Origin of the sequence: Arthrobacter halodurans (assembly GCF_041877255.1) — a bacterium.
GTDB lineage: Bacteria > Actinomycetota > Actinomycetes > Actinomycetales > Micrococcaceae > Arthrobacter_N > Arthrobacter_N halodurans.
Map to the genome: position 1 here is coordinate 220,220 of NZ_JBHDLJ010000001.1, position 15,360 is coordinate 235,579.

Here is a 15,360-nt window from a genome sequence, read left to right on the forward strand (position 1 = left end):
GTGCCGCAGACGCCCCGGATCCCGGCACCGCACCGAGCGAGCAGCGTGGAAACCATGGACCGTCGAGACCCCGGCAGCACCTCCCCGACCCGCCGACCTTCCGCGGACCCGCCCGCGCGGGGCTGGGCGACCGTGGACCGGACGGTGTTCGGGGTCTCCTTCGGCATCATCGTCCTGGTCTGCGTGGCCGGGGTCCTCTACACCGAACCGGTCGGCGACGCCGCGGCGGCCGCCCTCGGGTGGGTCACCGGGACGTTCGGCTGGCTGTTCATCCTGGGCGCCAGCGGCTTCGTCGTCTTCTCCCTGGTGCTGGCCTTCGGCCGCTACGGGAACATCCCGCTCTCCCGGGAGGGCGAGCCCGCCGAGTTCTCCACGGTCTCCTGGGTGGCCATGATGTTCAGCGCCGGCATGGGGATCGGCCTGATGTTCTTCGGCGTCTACGAGCCGGTCACGCACCTCGCGTCGCCGCCGCCGTTCGTCGACGTGGAGCCCGGCTCCCCGGACGCCGCCAGCACGGCGATGGCGTATACCCTCTTCCACTGGGGGCTCCACCCCTGGGCCATCTACTCCGTCGTGGGCCTGGCCCTGGCCTACTCCACCTACCGGATGGGCCGCGGCAACCTGATGAGCTCGCCGTTCCAGGCGCTCTTCGGCAAGGAGCGCATCGAGGACCGCGGGTGGGGAAAGCCCATCGACATCCTGGCGATCATCTGCACCAAGTTCGGCTCGGCGACGTCGCTGGGCCTCGGTGCGTTGCAGATCGCGGCCGGGCTGGCGCTGCTGAGAACGGGCGAGTTCGCCGAGGACCCCGGCACCGCGGCACCGATCGTCATCATCTGCGTGCTCACCGTCGGCGTGGTGGTGTCCGCGGCCAGCGGGGTCTCGCGGGGCATCAAGTGGCTGAGCAACACCAACATGGTCCTCGCGTCGGTCCTGCTCCTCTTCGTGTTCGTCGTGGGACCGACCGTCTTCATCCTCGACCTCGTCCCGTCCTCGATCGGCGCGTACTTCGGCGAACTGGTGCACATGAGCTTCAACTCGGCCGTCTTCGGCGGCTCCGAGTGGCTCGCCAGCTGGACCATCTTCTACTGGGCGTGGTGGATCTCGTGGACGCCTTTCGTGGGCACCTTCATCGCGAAGATCTCGCGCGGACGCACCATCCGGGAGTTCGTGCTCAGCGTCCTGCTGGTGCCCACGGCGGTCAGCGTGGTCTGGTTCACGGTGTTCGGCGGCGCCGGCATCGAGCAGCAGCTCGGCGGCAACGACATCGCGGGGACGGGCGACGAGGCAGCCGGATTCTTCGCCGTCCTGCAGCAGTACCCGTTCTTCCTCGGGGCCGCGCTGGTGGTCATGGTGCTCACCGCGGTCTTCTTCGTCAGCGGCGCCGACGCCGGCGCCCTGGTCCTCGGCACCCTGTCCTCGCGCGGCAGGCAGGACCCCTGGACGCCGCTGGTGATCCTGTGGGCGGTGCTGACGGGCGCCGTCGCCGCCGTCCTGCTCTACGTCGGCGGGCTGCCGGCGCTGCAGACCTTCACGATCCTCGCCTCCACGCCGTTCGTGGTGATCATCATCGGGCTGTGCGTCTCGCTCTACGCCGATCTGCGGCGGGACCCCCTGCGCCAGCGCAGGATGGGGCCGGTCCGCGGCGCCGTGGCGGTCCCGGACACCGCGCCCTTCGCGGCCGTTCGGCCGCCCGGCGCACCGGAGCCGGACACCGACGCGGCCGGATCGCACGCGAGCCCGCCGGGACCCGGCACCGGCGCGGCCGGGCCGCGCGGCGTCCCGCCCGCGGCGGGTCCCTGACAGCTAGGCCCGCCGGGACGCTGGGCCCCGCCGGCTACCGGACCGGTTCCTCGGCCGGCTCCTCGTACTTCGGGAAGATCGGCGCGGGGGCCGGCAGCGCGGTGCCCGGCGCGATCGGCGTACCGAACGCCGCGAACGTGCGCGCCGCGCCGTCGTGCTGGCCCAGGGCGTCCAGCAGCGCGCCGGCGGAGGTCGGCATGACCGGCTGGGCGAGCAGCGCGACCTTGCGCAGCACCTCCAGCGTCACGTAGAGGACAGTCTCCATGCGGGCGGGGTCCGTCTTGCGCAGGACCCACGGCTGCTGCTCGGCGAAGTAGGCGTTGGTGTCGCCGAGGACGGTCCAGAGGGATTCCAGGGACCGGCTGAACTCCTGCCGCGAGTACGCGTCGCGCGAGGATCCGAGCAGCGCGTCGGCGGCGTCCAGCAGCTCGGCGTCCTCGCGGGTGAGCTCCCCCGGCGCGGGCACCGCCGCGCCGCAGTTCTTGCCGACCATCGACAGCGAGCGCTGGGCCAGGTTGCCCAGGTTGTTGGCGAGGTCGGAGTTCATCCGCCCCACGATCGCGTCGTGGCTGTAGTTGCCATCGGCGCCGAAGGGGACCTCCCGCAGAAGGAAGAAGCGCACCTGGTCCAGCCCGTAGGTCCGGATCCAGTCGGTGGGTGCGACGACGTTGCCCAGCGACTTGGACATCTTCACGCCCTGGTTGTGCAGGTGTCCGTGGATCATGACCCGGCGCGGCAGCTCCAGCCGGGCCGACATCAGGAACGCCGGCCAGTAGATCGCGTGGAAGCGGGAGATGTCCTTGCCGATCACGTGGACGTCCGCCGGCCAGTACTTCCGGAAGGCGGCCGACTCGGTGTCGGGGAATCCCGCCGCCGTGAGGTAGTTCGTCAGCGCGTCCACCCACACGTACATCACGTGCTTCGGGTTGCCGGGCACGGGGACGCCCCAGTCGAACGTGGTGCGGGAGATGGACAGGTCCTCCAGGCCGCGCTCCACGAAGCGGATCACCTCGTTGAAGCGGGACTGCGGCGCGCCGAACGCCGGGCGTTCGCGGTAGAGCTCCAGGAGCTTGTCCTGGTAGGCGGACAGGCGGAAGAAGTACGACTCCTCCTCGGTCCACACGACCTCTGTGTCGGTCTCCTTGGAGTACCGCACGCCGTCCCCGCGGACCTCGGTGTCCTCCTCCGGGTAGTAGGACTCGTCGCGCACCGAGTACCAGCCGGAGTACTTGTCCAGGTAGATGTCGCCGTTGCGCTCCATGCGCCGCCAGATGGCCTGGGCGGCCTCGTAGTGGTCGGCGTCGGTGGTGCGGATGAAGCGGTCGTAGCTGATGCCCAGCTCGTCGTTCATCTCCTGGAACGCGTCCGAGTTGCGCTGCGCCAGCTCGCGGGGCGTGATGCCCTCCTTCTCGGCGGTCTGGAGCATCTTCTGCCCGTGCTCGTCGGTGCCGGTGAGGAAGAACACGTCGTAGCCGTCCAGGCGCTTGAAGCGCGCCATCGCGTCCGTCGCGATCACCTCGTACGCGTGCCCGATGTGCGGCACGCCGTTGGGGTAGGAGATCGCGGTGGTGATGTAGAACGGGGTCTGGTCCTGGGTCGAAGTCACCTGAGAAATCTACCGTACGACGGCGGCGGGCGGCTTCGATGTGAAGCCGCCCGCCGCCGCCGTCGTCCGCGGGCCCTACTCGGCCAGGTTCACCTCGCGGGCGATCGTTGCCCCGACGGTGTCGCGGACCTCGTCCAGCACGCCCGCCGGGAGCGCGGAGTCGATCGCGAGGACGGCCAGCGCGTCGCCGGCCGCCTCGTCGCGCGCCACCTGCATGGCGGCGATGTTGACGCCGTGCTGCCCCAGCGAGCTGCCGAGCGAACCGATCACGCCCGGGCGGTCGTGGTAGATCAGCACCAGCAGGTGGTCGTTGATGGGGATCTCCAGCTCGTAGCCGTTGACGGCGACGAGCTTCTCGATCTGCTTCGGGCCGGTCAACGTGCCCGCGACGGAGAGCTGGCGGCCGTCGGACAGCGCGCCACGGATCGTCAGGACGTTGCGGTACTCCTCGGACTCGGAGGTCGTGACGAGCCGGGTGCCCACGCCGCGCTGCTCGGCCAGGACCGGGGCGTTCACGTAGGAGACCTGCTCGGAGACGACGTCCATGAACACGCCCTTGAGGGCGGCCAGCTCCAGCGCCTTGACGTCCAGCGACGCGATCTCGCCGGCGACCTCGATCTCAAGGGCCGTGACCGAGTCCTCCGCCAGGGCGGTGAAGATGCGGCCGAGCTTCTCCATCAGCGGGATGCCCGGGCGGACGCTCGGGTCGATCACGCCGCCGGCGACGTTTACGGCGTCGGGGACGAGGTCCCCGGCCAGCGCCAGCCGCACGGACTTGGCGACCGAGACCCCGGCCTTCTCCTGGGCCTCGTCCGTGGACGCACCGAGGTGCGGGGTGACCACGACGTTCTCCAGGCCGAAGAACGGCAGGTCGGTGCTGGGCTCGCTGACGAAGACGTCGATCCCGGCGCCGGCGATCGCGCCGGAGACGAGGGCGTCGTGGAGCGCCTCCTCGTCGACGAGGCCGCCGCGGGCGACGTTGACGACGTAGGCGGTGTCCTTCATCTTGGCGAAGGCCTCGGCCCCGAGCATGCCCACCGTCTCCGGCGTCTTGGGCATGTGGATGGTGATGAAGTCGGACTCGGCGAGCAGCTCGTCGAGCTCCAGGAGGCGGACCCCCAGCTGCTGCGCGCGCGCCGACGTGACGTAGGGGTCGTAGGCGGCCACGTCCATGCCGAAGCCCTGCAGGCGGGCGGCGACGAGGGCGCCGATCCGTCCGAGGCCGATGATGCCGGCCGTCTTCTCGTACAGCTCGACGCCGGTGTACTTGGAGCGCTTCCACTCCCCCGCCTTGAGCGAGGCGCTGGCGGCGGGGATGCGGCGGGCCAGCGAGACGATGTGCCCGACGGTCAGCTCGGCCGCGGAGACGATGTTGGAGGTCGGGGCGTTGACGACCATGACCCCGGCCTGCGTGGCCGCCTTGATGTCGACGTTGTCCAGCCCGACGCCGGCGCGGGCGATGACCTTCAGCCGCGTGGCGGCGGCGATCGCCTCGGCGTCGACCTTCGTGGCCGAGCGGACCAGGATCGCGTCGACGTCGGCGATGGCCGCCAGCAGCTGCGCCCGGTCCGCCCCGTCGGTCTGCCGGATCTCGAAGTCGGGGCCGAGTGCCGCGACGGTGGCGGGCGAGAGCTCTTCGGCGAGCAGGACGACGGGTTTCGTGTCTGACACGGGTGTGGCACCTTTGCTGTGGAGGGGGCTGATGCTGCTCCGGGCGGACCCGGCCTGCCCCCAGATTATCGGCCGCGCCTCCCCCGCGCGGCGTCGGGGCGCCCATGTTACGGACGGATCACGTGTGAGGTGCGGCATGCCCCGGGCCCGCGACGCGACGGCGGCGCCCGTCCGGTGTCTGCCGGACGGGCGCCGCCGTCGTGGTGTTCCGCGGAAGCCGCGCGGCCTCGGCGAATGGGCGGGCGCCTAGCGCGCCGCGACGCCCTCGGTGTAGTCGTCCTCGGACTTGATCCAGGAGAACAGCTTGCGCAGCTCGCGGCCGGTGGCCTCGATGGGGTGGTCCTCGCCCTTCCGGCGCAGCTCGAGGAACTCGGGCGCGCCGTTGGCCTGGTCGTCCATGAAGCGCTGGGCGAAGGTCCCGTCCTGGATGTCGGCGAGCACGGCCTTCATGTTCTCCTTCACGACCGGGGTGATCACGCGCGGGCCGGAGACGTAGTCGCCGTACTCCGCGGTGTCGGAGACCGACCAGCGCTGCTTGGCGATCCCGCCCTCGACCATGAGGTCCACGATCAGCTTCAGCTCGTGCAGGACCTCGAAGTACGCGATCTCCGGCTTGTAGCCGGCTTCGGTGAGCACCTCGAAGCCGTACTGCACCAGCTGGGAGGCGCCGCCGCAGAGGACGGCCTGCTCGCCGAAGAGGTCCGTCTCGGTCTCTTCCTTGAACGTGGTCTCGATGACGCCCGCGCGGGTGCCGCCGATGGCCTTGGCGTAGGACAGGGCCAGCTCCTTGGCCTTGCCGGACGCGTTCTGCTCGACGGCAATCAGGTCCGGCACGCCGCGGCCGGCCTCGAACTCGCGGCGCACGATGTGGCCCGGCCCCTTGGGGGCGACGAGCGCCACGTCGACGTCCGCCGGCGGCTGGATGAAGCCGTAGCGGATGTTGAAGCCGTGCCCGAAGAACAGCGCGTCGCCGGCCTGCAGGTTCTGCGCGATCTCGTTCTTGTAGACCTCGGCCTGGACCTGGTCCGGGGTCAGGATCATGATGACGTCCGCCTCGGCCGCCGCCGCGGAGACGGAGAGGACGCGCAGGCCCTCGGACTCGGCCTTCGCGCGGGAGGCGGAGCCGTCCTTGAGGCCGACGCGGACGTCGACGCCGGAATCGCGCAGGCTCAGCGCGTGGGCGTGGCCCTGGGACCCGTAGCCGATGATGGCGACGGTGCGGCCCTGGATGATGGACAGGTCGGCGTCGTCGTCGTAGTACATGTCGGTCACTGTGGTTACTCCTTGGGTGGGGCTGTGGGTCAGGCGGAGACGGACCGCAGGGCGCGGTCCGACATCGATTTGGAGCCGCGGCCGACGGCCAGGGTTCCGGACTGGACGATTTCCCGGACGCCGAAGGGCTCGAGGACCGCCAGGAGGGCGTTGAGCTTCTCGGCGGTTCCGGTGGCCTCGATGATGACGGATTCGGTGGAGACGTCCACCACCGAGGCACGGAAGAGGTCGGCTGCCTGGGTTACCTGCAGCCTGGTTGCGGCGTCCGCGCGCACCTTGACCAGGATGTGGTCGCGCTGCACTGACGATTCGGGGGTGAGTTCGACGATCTTGATGACGTTGATCAGCTTGTTCAGCTGCTTGGTCACCTGTTCCAGCAGGTGGCCCTCGGCGTCGACGACGACGGTGACCCGGGACATGCCGGGCACCTCCGTCGGACCCACCGCGAGCGAGTGGATGTTGAACGCGCGCCGGGCGAAGAGCCCGGCAACGCGCGTCAGGACGCCGGGGACGTCCTCCACGAGCACGGAAAGGGTGTGGCGTGCCATGTCCTAGTCCTCCTCTTCCCAATCCGGGGTCATGCCCCGGGCGATCTGGATGGCGTCGTTGCCGACGCCGGAGGGCACCATCGGCCACACCATGGCGTCGGCGCTGACCACGAAGTCGATGACCACGGGCCGGTCGTTGATGGCCAGTGCTTCGGCGATGGTCGCGTCGATGTCCTCGTCGCGTTCGCAGCGCAACCCGACGCAGCCGTAGGCGTCCGCGAGCTTCACGAAGTCCGGCACGCGGACCGAGCCGTGGCCGGTGTTCAGGTCCGTGTTGGAGTAGCGGGACTCGTAGAACAGCGTCTGCCACTGGCGCACCATGCCGAGCGAGGAGTTGTTGATCACCGCCACCTTGATGGGGATCTTGTTGATGACGCAGGTCGCCAGTTCCTGGTTGGTCATCTGGAAGCAGCCGTCGCCGTCGATCGACCAGACCACGCGGTCGGGGTTGCCGACCTTCGCACCCATGGCCGCCGGCACCGAGTAGCCCATGGTGCCCAGCCCGCCGGAGTTCAGCCACTGGTGGGGCCGCTCGTACTTGACGAACTGCGCCGCCCACATCTGGTGCTGGCCGACGCCGGCGACGTAGACGCCCTCCGGGCCGGTCAGCTCTCCGATGCGCTGGATCACCTTCTGCGGCGCGGTGAGCCCGTCGGCGGTGTCCGTGTAGCCGATCGGGTAGGTGTCGCGGAGCCGGTTCAGGGTGGACCACCAGGCCTCGAGGCCCGGGGCGCCCTCCTCCGCGAAACGCGCGCGGCAGGCGTCGAGCAGCTCCGGGATGATCTCCTTGACGGACCCGACGATCGGGACGTCCGCCGTGCGGTTCTTGGAGATCTCCGCCGGGTCGATGTCCGCGTGGATGACGAGCGCGTTCGGGGCGAAGGAGCTGAGGACGCCGGTGACACGGTCGTCGAACCGGGCGCCGAGCGTGATCAGCAGGTCCGACTGCTGCAGCGCGGTGACCGCCGAGACGGACCCGTGCATGCCCGGCATGCCCACGTGCTGCCGGTGGGAGTCGGGGAACGCCCCGCGGGCCTGGAGGGTGGTCACCACGGGGGCGCCGACGTACTCGGCCAGCTCGAGCAGCTCGCGCGAGGCATGCCCCTTGATGACGCCGCCGCCGACGTAGAAGACGGGACGCGACGACGCGGCGATCAGCTTCGCGGCCTCGCGGACCTGCTTGGCGTGGCCGCGGACGACCGTGCGGTAGCCGGGCAGGTCGATCCGCGGCGGCCAGGAGAACGGCGCGGTGGACGTCTGGGCGTCCTTGGTGATGTCCACCAGGACCGGACCGGGCCGGCCGGTTCCGGCGATGTGGAAGGCCTCGGCCATGACCCGCGGGATGTCCGCGGCGTCCGTGACCAGGAAGGAGTGCTTGGTGATCGGCATGGTGATGCCGACGATGTCCGCCTCCTGGAACGCGTCGGTTCCGATGAACGCGCTGTTGACCTGGCCCGTGATGGCGACCATCGGGACCGAGTCCATGTGGGCGTCCGCGATGGCGGTGACGAGGTTGGTGGCGCCCGGGCCGGAGGTCGCGATGCACACGCCGACCTGCCCGGTCACCATGGCGTACCCCTGGGCCGCGTGGCCGGCTCCCTGCTCGTGGCGCACCAGGACGTGCTTGATCTTCGTGGAGTCCATGAGCGGGTCGTAGGTGGGGAGGATGGCCCCGCCCGGAAGCCCGAAGACGTCCGTGACGCCCAGTTCCTCCAGCGCGCGGACGATGGCCTGCGAGCCGGTCATCTCCGTGGGTGGAACGATGTTGTTCGGGCCCTGGACCCGGCTCGATGCGTCCACGGCCGAAGAGACGGGGGCTGCATCCTTGGCACGGCCAGCGGCCTTGGCCACCAGCGAAGGGCTGATGGGTGTTCCGTTACTCATAGGATTCTTCCTTCTCTTCTGGTGTTCGGCGCATAAAAAAACCCCTCCGGCCTTGCGGCGTCAGTGGGGTTTGCGCGTCACCTGTCCTACCAACGATGGACTAGGCCACGCGCTTGGTAACTCGTAGGACGTCGGTGCGAATCTGCATGCTGTCAGTCTCCACGGTGTCCGCGATCACTGTCAACAAACCCACTGCCTGTCTCATATGGTGGACGGGGTGTCCGGTGGGTGGACAGGCCCCCACCGGACGCGCCCCTAGCCGCAGTACGCGCCGGTGCTGGCCGAGTGGACCAGCTTCGCGTACTTGCCCAGCACGCCCGTGGTGAACTTGCCCGGGAGCGGGGACCAGCCGGCCTTGCGCTCCTCGAGCTCCCCGGCGTCGACCAGCAGGTCGAAGGTGCGGGCCGCGATGTCCACGCGGATCCGGTCGCCGTCCCGGACGAACGCGATCGGACCGCCGTCGACCGCTTCCGGGGCGACGTGGCCGATGCACAGCCCCGTGGTGCCGCCGGAGAAGCGGCCGTCGGTGAGCAGCAGCACGTCCCGGCCCAGACCGGCGCCCTTGATGGCCCCGGTGATGGCCAGCATCTCCCGCATGCCGGGGCCGCCCTTGGGCCCCTCGTAGCGGATGACCACGACGTCGCCCGCGTGGATCTCGCCGCGGTCCAGCGCGTCGAGGGCGCCCTGTTCGCGCTCGAACACGCGGGCCGAGCCCTCGAAGACGTCGGCGTCGAACCCCGCGCTCTTCACGACGGCGCCCTCGGGCGCCAGGGAGCCGTGGAGCACGGTGATGCCGCCGGTCTTGTGGATCGGGTTGTCCAGCGCGCGCAGGATCTTGCCGTCCAGGTCCGGCGGGTTGATCTCGGCGAGGTTCTCCGCGACCGTGCGGCCCGTGACCGTGAGGCAGTCGCCGTGCAGGAGGCCGGCGTCCAGGAGCGCCTTCATGATGACGGGGACGCCGCCCATGCGGTCCACGTCGACCATGACGTAGCGGCCGAACGGCTTGAGGTCGCCGAGGTGCGGGATGCGGTCGCCGATGCGGTTGAAGTCCTCGAGCGTCAGGTCCACCTCCGCCTCGCGGGCGATGGCCAGGAGGTGCAGCACGGCGTTGGTCGACCCGCCGAAGGCCATGGTGACGGCGATGGCGTTCTCGAACGCCTTCTTCGTGAGGATGTCCCGGGCGGTGATCCCGAGCCGCAGGAGGTTCACGACGGCCTCGCCCGAGGCCCGTGCGAACATGTCGCGGCGGCGGTCGGCCGACGGCGGGGCGGCCGAACCGGGGAGCGACATGCCCAGCGCCTCGCCGATGCAGGCCATGGTGTTCGCGGTGTACATCCCGCCGCAGGCTCCCTCGCCCGGGCAGATGGCGCGCTCGATCGCGTCGAGGTCCTTCAGGCTCATCTTCCCGGCGGCGCACGCGCCGACCGCCTCGAAGGCGTCGATGAGCGTGACCTCCTTCTCCGTGCCGTCCTCGAGCTTCGCGAACCCGGGCATGATCGATCCCGCGTAGAGGAAGACGCTGGCCAGGTCCAGCCGCGCGGCCGCCATGAGCATGCCGGGCAGGGACTTGTCGCAGCCGGCCAGCAGGACGGAGCCGTCGATCCGCTCGGCCATCATGACCGTCTCGACGGAGTCGGCGATGACCTCGCGGGACACCAGGGAGTAGTGCATGCCCTCGTGGCCCATGGAGATGCCGTCGGAGACGGAGATGGTGCCGAACTGCATCGGGAACCCGCCCCCGGAGTGGACACCCTCCTTGGCGCCCTGCGCCAGGCGGTTGAGCGACAGGTTGCAGGGCGTGATCTCGTTCCAGGAGCTCGCGACGCCGATCTGCGGCTTGGCGAAGTCGTCGTCGCCCATCCCGACCGCGCGGAACATGCCGCGGGCGGGGGCTGCGTGGATGCCGTCGGTGACGGCGCGGCTGCGGGGTTTGATGTCTGGGGTGGTGTCCTGGCTCATGAACCCGATTGTAGGACTCGTTAACGATCGCAACGAACCCGTGACCCGGCGGCGCAACATAACCGCGCGGGCGTCCGGCACCCCGGCCTAGACTGGGGCCATGGGCAACGAAGTGCACGACGACGGCGACGCCGCGCTCAAGTCCCACCTGCACCGGGCCTTCGACGGGCAGATCCCGAACTACGGGAGCTACAACCTCGTCTACGCCGCCGGCCGCGCCGGGGCGGGCGGGGCCTTCGTGGTCGGATTCCGGCGACAGCCGATGGAAATCGTCGTCGCCCCGCTGCACCCCCGCACGCTCGCGGCGCTCGAGCCCGCCGTGGCGATCAACCTGACGAACCTCAGCCACCTCGCCGAGGTGCGGGCCGGCGGGCACGAGGTCGGCACCAGCACCGGCCGCGTCTTCCGCTTCGGCGTCGACGGCACGCCCTCCGTGGACGCCCCCGCGGCCGTGTCGACGGCCGCGGGGGGCCGCGTGCGCCTGGACCAGGCACGCGACGCCCTGGACTTCCGCGACTTCATGGACGAGTTCATGACCATGCTCGACGGGTTCGACGGCGGCGGCCCGGGAAGCGCTGGCGACGGGGAACCGTCGGGCGACGGCCAGCGGCGGGGCTGAGGCGCCCGGCACCCGGCTGGGCCTCGACCCGTCGCCGCCTCCCGGGCCGCGCCTGCCGGCCGGCTCCGCGGCCGGCTCCTACAGCCGGTTCCCGCGGTGGACGAGGTTCTCCGGTTCGCGGCCGGCCGCGACGGCCCGCACCTGCCGGCGCAGCAGCGCCTCGATCCGCGGCGGGAACGCCTCGGTGTTGCCGCCATTGTGTGGCGTGACGAGGGCGCCCGGGAGCCGCCACAGCGGGTGGTCCGCGGGCAGCGGCTCGGGGTCGACGACGTCGATGGCGCAGCGCAGCCGCCCGGAGGCCACCTCGGCCGTCAGCGCGTCGGTGTCCACGACCGGGCCCCGGGCCACGTTCACGACGACGGCGCCGTCGGGAAGCGCCGCGAGGAGCTCCCGGCCCACCAGGTGGCGCGTCCGCGTGGTCAGCGGCACGATGCAGATGAGCACCTCGATCCCGGGGGCCAGGTCGCGCAGCTCGGAGATGGCGTGCACCCGTCCGTGCGCGTCGTCGCGCGAACCGGTGCCGAAGCGCACCAGGTCGACTTCGAAGGGGTCCAGCCGGCGCCGGATCTCCTCCCCGATCCCGCCCACGCCGACCAGGCCGACGCGCCGGTCCGCCAGACCCGGCCAGCGCGCGGGGTTCCAGGCTCCGTCGAGCTGGTCCCGGGCCGCCTCGCCGATCCCGCGCAGCGACGCCAGGGCGAGGCCCACGGCGAGCTCGGCGGTGGCGGCGGCGTGCACGCCGTGGGCGGAGGCGACGCCGACGTCCTCGCCCACGAGCCGCGACACGCCGTCGTATCCCGTGGACTGGGTCTGCACCAGGCGCACGCCCGGCGCCCGGCGCACCTCCGCGAACGCGTCCGTGCCCATGGCGTACGGCAGGACGACGGCCTCGATCTCGTCGAGGGCGAGCCCGCGGGGCCCGGACACGAGGTCCCAGACACCCGCGCGGACGCCCTCCGGCAGGGGCGAGCACGCGGCGAGGAGCTCATCGGACGGGAAGGTGACGGCATGGATGGGTCGCATGACGACAGCCTAGGACAGCACTGCGGGACGGGTCGTCGCACGCCGCGACGGGCCCCGGACGTGAGGTCCGTCTCAACTGCCCGCCCCGCTTTGCGCGGGCGCCCCGGGGCTGGTAGTGTCTTATCCCGTTGCGGAAGCGGCGGGGACGGAAACGGACCGGCCGCCAGGAACGATGCACCTCTAGCTCAATTGGCAGAGCAATTGACTCTTAATCAATGGGTTCCGGGTTCAAGTCCCGGGGGGTGCACCACGGGAAAAGGAGGTCGGCCGTCAGGTCGGCCTCCTTTTTCGTCCCCGCCGACACGCCACCAGACCGCCGTCCCCAGGAGGAACCCCATGGCCACCACCGGATCCCGTCTCGCGGCCGGCGACACCGCCCCGGCCTTCACGCTCCCCGACGCCGAGGGCCGGCCCGTGTCGCTCGCGGACTTCTCCGGGTCGCGGGTCGTCGTGTACTTCTACCCGGCGGCGGCCACCCCCGGGTGCACCACGCAGGCCTGCGACTTCCGGGACAGCCTGGCCTCGCTCGCGGCCGCGGGATACCGCGTGGTCGGGGTGTCCCCCGACGCCCCGGCGAAGCTCAAGAAGTTCCAGGAGACCGAGGGCCTGACGTTCCCGCTGCTCAGCGACGAGGACCACGCCGTCGCGTCCGCCTACGGCGCCTGGGGCGAGAAGAAGAACTACGGCAAGACCTACCAGGGGCTCATCCGGTCCACCGTCGTCGTCGGCGAGGACGGGCGCGTGGACCTTGCCCAGTACAACGTGCGCGCCACCGGCCACGTCGCCAAACTCCGCCGCGATCTGGGGCTGGACGCCGCATAGTTTCGGGCCGCCACCAGCGGGGCGGCGCCCGCAACCCACCGCTCCGCGCCGGCGCGGCGAAGGCGTTCCGCTACACTGGTGCAGGCCCGAAGGGCCGCGCCCGCCCGCCGGCGGGTCCGGCCGGACCCGCCGCGGCGGCGGCCGCGCGAGCGTGGCGAAATTGGCAGACGCGCTGGATTTAGGTTCCAGTGTCTTCGGACGTGGGGGTTCAAGTCCCCCCGCTCGCACCCCGGCACGGGGCCCCCGGATCTTTCCGGGGGCCCCGTGCGTTGCACCATAGACTGGGCGTTCCGCCACGGACGCCCATCTGCCACCTCTCCCGCAGCAAGGAGCCCCACAGCGTGCAGCGCAGCCCACACGACAACGGCCCCCGCCGGACGCCTCCCGCGCCGTCCCGCCGCACCGTGCTGGGACTCGGCGCCGCCCTGCTGGCCACGGCCACGGGGTGCACCGTCGCCCGCCCACCGTCCGGACCGTCGACGACCTCCGGGGGAAGCGCCGCCCCACGCCCCGGGTTCCGGTTCGGCGCCGCCGGATTGCCGGACACCCTGGACCCCGCGCTGGCCATCGACAACGAGTCGTTCCGCATCACCCGGCAGATCTTCGAGGGCCTGGTCGGCGTCGACCCCAACACCGGATCGCCGACGCCGGCGCTGGCCACCGGCTGGCAGGCCAGCGAGGACGGCCTCACCGTCACCTTCGCCCTGCGCGACCGCGTCCTCTTCCACGACGGCACGGCCTTCGACGCCAACGCCGTGGTCGCCAACTTCCAGCGCTGGTCCGGCCTGACGGAGAAGGTGGGTGGCCGCGCGGGCCGGGCCTTCGAGCTGGTGTTCCACCACCGCCCCGTCTCGGCGTCCGGCCCGGGGTCCGCCCCGGCGTCGCAACCGGCCTCGGGGGACGCCCGCGACGCACCGGAGCCGGAGGCGTCCGGCAGCTACTACGCGGGCTGCCGGGCGGCCGATGCGCGCACCTTCATCCTGTATCTGCGCCGGCCGCTCACGGGCCTCATCGAGGCCCTGACCATGCCCGGCTTCGGCATCGCCTCCCCCGCGGCGCTGCGCGAACTCGACGCCGACAATCCGACGGCCGACGCGTCGGGGCGCATCGCGTCCGGGTTCGGCCGGAACCCGGTCGGTACCGGACCCTTCGTGTTCACGGCGCAGACGGACGAGGAGGTCACGCTCGAGTGGAACCCGCGCCACTGGCGCGCACAGGGCCAGCTCGGCACGGTCGCCTTCGAGGCTCTCCGCGATCCCGCGTCCCGCCTGCGCGCGCTGCGCCGGCGGGACATCGACGGCTACGACATGGTGACCCTGGACGAGCTGCGCGAATTGGTCCGCGGAGGGCAGCAGATCCTCCAGCGGGATCCGTTCTCCGTCTTCTACCTGGGCATGAACCGGGACCATCCGGCGCTGGCCGAGGACGGCGTGCGGCGGGCCGCCGCCCACGCCGTGAACCGCCAGCGGCTGATCGAGCAGTTCTTCATCGCCGGCACCAAGGAGGCCCGCGGGTTCGTCCCCCCGAGCCTCGGCGTTCCGGACGCCGAGACCTACTTCGGCTTCAACGAGAACGAGGCCCGCGAGCTCCTGGCCGCGTCGGGCTACGACGGCGAACCCATCCCGTTCGCGTACCCGCTGAACATCACGCGCGCCTACCTGCCGCTGCCGGAACGCATCTACGCCGAACTCAGCCGCCAGCTCACCGCCGTCGGCTTCAACATCCGGCCCGTGCCCATCGACTGGTCGGACGGCTACCTGGACACGGTGCTGGGCGGCAAGCGGCCGGGCTTCCACCTGCTGGGGTGGAACGGCAGCTACCGCGACCCGGACCACTTCGTTGGTTCCCTCTTCGGCGACGCCTCCGCGGAATTCGGCTACGAGTCCCCCGCGCTGCGCGCGCGGCTCGCCGCCGCGCGGTCCCTGCCCAACGGCGACGCCCGGGCCACGGCCTACCAGGAGATCGGCGAGGTGCTCGCGAACGACCTCCCGGCGCTGCCGATCGCGTATCCGATCTCCGCGGTCGCCGCCAGCGACCGGGTCGTGAGCTATCCCTCAAGCCCCGTGCTGGACGAGGTGTTCGACCGCGTGACACTGGCCACTTGACGACGCCGGCGCGTCGGCCTGATTTCATCCGGGTCTCGCCGCCACGCT

Annotated in this window: 11 protein-coding genes and 2 tRNA genes; 6 read left to right on the forward strand and 7 right to left on the reverse strand. The window is 71.2% G+C overall.

Annotation, left to right across the window (positions count from 1 at the left end; translation table 11 throughout):
• Positions 1-54: 54 nt before the first annotated feature.
• Positions 55-1,803, forward strand: coding sequence for a BCCT family transporter (locus ACETWP_RS01025; RefSeq protein ID WP_373970326.1), 1,749 nt, complete (start codon positions 55-57; stop codon positions 1,801-1,803).
• A gap of 34 nt (positions 1,804-1,837) precedes the next feature.
• On the opposite strand, the gene metG is transcribed toward ACETWP_RS01025, so the two are convergent.
• From metG to ilvD, 6 genes are all read right to left on the reverse strand, one after another.
• Positions 1,838-3,409, reverse strand: a complete 1,572-nt coding sequence (metG, locus tag ACETWP_RS01030; protein WP_373970327.1) for a methionine--tRNA ligase — start codon at positions 3,407-3,409, stop codon at positions 1,838-1,840.
• Positions 3,410-3,484: 75 nt separating this feature from the next.
• A complete protein-coding gene (gene serA, locus ACETWP_RS01035) occupies positions 3,485-5,080 on the reverse strand; it encodes a phosphoglycerate dehydrogenase (protein ID WP_373970328.1) in 1,596 nt (531 codons plus the stop codon).
• 246 nt (positions 5,081-5,326) lie between these two features.
• Positions 5,327-6,352 carry a ketol-acid reductoisomerase gene (gene ilvC, locus ACETWP_RS01040; protein WP_373970329.1) on the reverse strand — a complete coding sequence of 342 codons (1,026 nt, stop codon included), beginning with the start codon at positions 6,350-6,352 and terminating at the stop codon, positions 5,327-5,329.
• A gap of 29 nt (positions 6,353-6,381) precedes the next feature.
• Positions 6,382-6,900, reverse strand: coding sequence for an acetolactate synthase small subunit (gene ilvN / locus ACETWP_RS01045; protein WP_373970330.1), 519 nt, complete (start codon positions 6,898-6,900; stop codon positions 6,382-6,384).
• A 3-nt stretch (positions 6,901-6,903) separates the two neighbouring features.
• Positions 6,904-8,784 (reverse strand): acetolactate synthase large subunit, encoded by a 1,881-nt coding sequence (locus ACETWP_RS01050; protein WP_373970331.1) that lies wholly within the window; start codon positions 8,782-8,784, stop codon positions 6,904-6,906.
• A gap of 255 nt (positions 8,785-9,039) precedes the next feature.
• Positions 9,040-10,743 (reverse strand): dihydroxy-acid dehydratase, encoded by a 1,704-nt coding sequence (gene ilvD, locus ACETWP_RS01055; protein WP_373970332.1) that lies wholly within the window; start codon positions 10,741-10,743, stop codon positions 9,040-9,042.
• A gap of 100 nt (positions 10,744-10,843) precedes the next feature.
• On the opposite strand from ilvD, the gene ACETWP_RS01060 reads away from it, so the two are divergent.
• Positions 10,844-11,362, forward strand: coding sequence for a hypothetical protein (locus tag ACETWP_RS01060; protein WP_373970333.1), 519 nt, complete (start codon positions 10,844-10,846; stop codon positions 11,360-11,362).
• Positions 11,363-11,440: 78 nt separating this feature from the next.
• Here ACETWP_RS01060 and ACETWP_RS01065 read toward each other — a convergent pair whose 3' ends face one another.
• The gene (locus tag ACETWP_RS01065) at positions 11,441-12,385 is read right to left on the reverse strand and encodes a 2-hydroxyacid dehydrogenase (protein ID WP_373970334.1); all 945 of its coding nucleotides are present in this window, start codon (positions 12,383-12,385) and stop codon (positions 11,441-11,443) included.
• 174 nt (positions 12,386-12,559) lie between these two features.
• Here ACETWP_RS01065 and ACETWP_RS01070 point away from each other — a divergent pair.
• The 4 genes from ACETWP_RS01070 to ACETWP_RS01085 all read left to right on the forward strand — a co-directional run bounded on the left by ACETWP_RS01070 (position 12,560) and on the right by ACETWP_RS01085 (position 15,312).
• Positions 12,560-12,635, forward strand: a tRNA-Lys gene (locus tag ACETWP_RS01070).
• Positions 12,636-12,721: 86 nt separating this feature from the next.
• Positions 12,722-13,207 (forward strand): thioredoxin-dependent thiol peroxidase, encoded by a 486-nt coding sequence (gene bcp / locus ACETWP_RS01075; protein WP_373970335.1) that lies wholly within the window; start codon positions 12,722-12,724, stop codon positions 13,205-13,207.
• Between the two features lie 145 nt (positions 13,208-13,352).
• Positions 13,353-13,434 (forward strand) — tRNA-Leu (locus tag ACETWP_RS01080).
• A 114-nt stretch (positions 13,435-13,548) separates the two neighbouring features.
• A complete protein-coding gene (locus ACETWP_RS01085; RefSeq protein ID WP_373970336.1) occupies positions 13,549-15,312 on the forward strand; it encodes an ABC transporter substrate-binding protein in 1,764 nt (587 codons plus the stop codon).
• Positions 15,313-15,360 lie beyond the last annotated feature (48 nt).

What these genes read in the sequence shown, in the direction of transcription:
- ACETWP_RS01025 (WP_373970326.1), top strand. Translation starts at nt 55, where the DNA reads ATGGACCGTCGAGACCCCGGCAGCACCTCCCCGACCCGCCGACCTTCC.
- ilvN (WP_373970330.1), bottom strand. Translation starts at nt 6,900, where the DNA reads ATGGCACGCCACACCCTTTCCGTGCTCGTGGAGGACGTCCCCGGCGTC.
- ACETWP_RS01050 (WP_373970331.1), bottom strand. Translation starts at nt 8,784, where the DNA reads ATGAGTAACGGAACACCCATCAGCCCTTCGCTGGTGGCCAAGGCCGCT.
- ilvD (WP_373970332.1), bottom strand. Translation starts at nt 10,743, where the DNA reads ATGAGCCAGGACACCACCCCAGACATCAAACCCCGCAGCCGCGCCGTC.
- ACETWP_RS01060 (WP_373970333.1), top strand. Translation starts at nt 10,844, where the DNA reads ATGGGCAACGAAGTGCACGACGACGGCGACGCCGCGCTCAAGTCCCAC.
- ACETWP_RS01065 (WP_373970334.1), bottom strand. Translation starts at nt 12,385, where the DNA reads ATGCGACCCATCCATGCCGTCACCTTCCCGTCCGATGAGCTCCTCGCC.
- bcp (WP_373970335.1), top strand. Translation starts at nt 12,722, where the DNA reads ATGGCCACCACCGGATCCCGTCTCGCGGCCGGCGACACCGCCCCGGCC.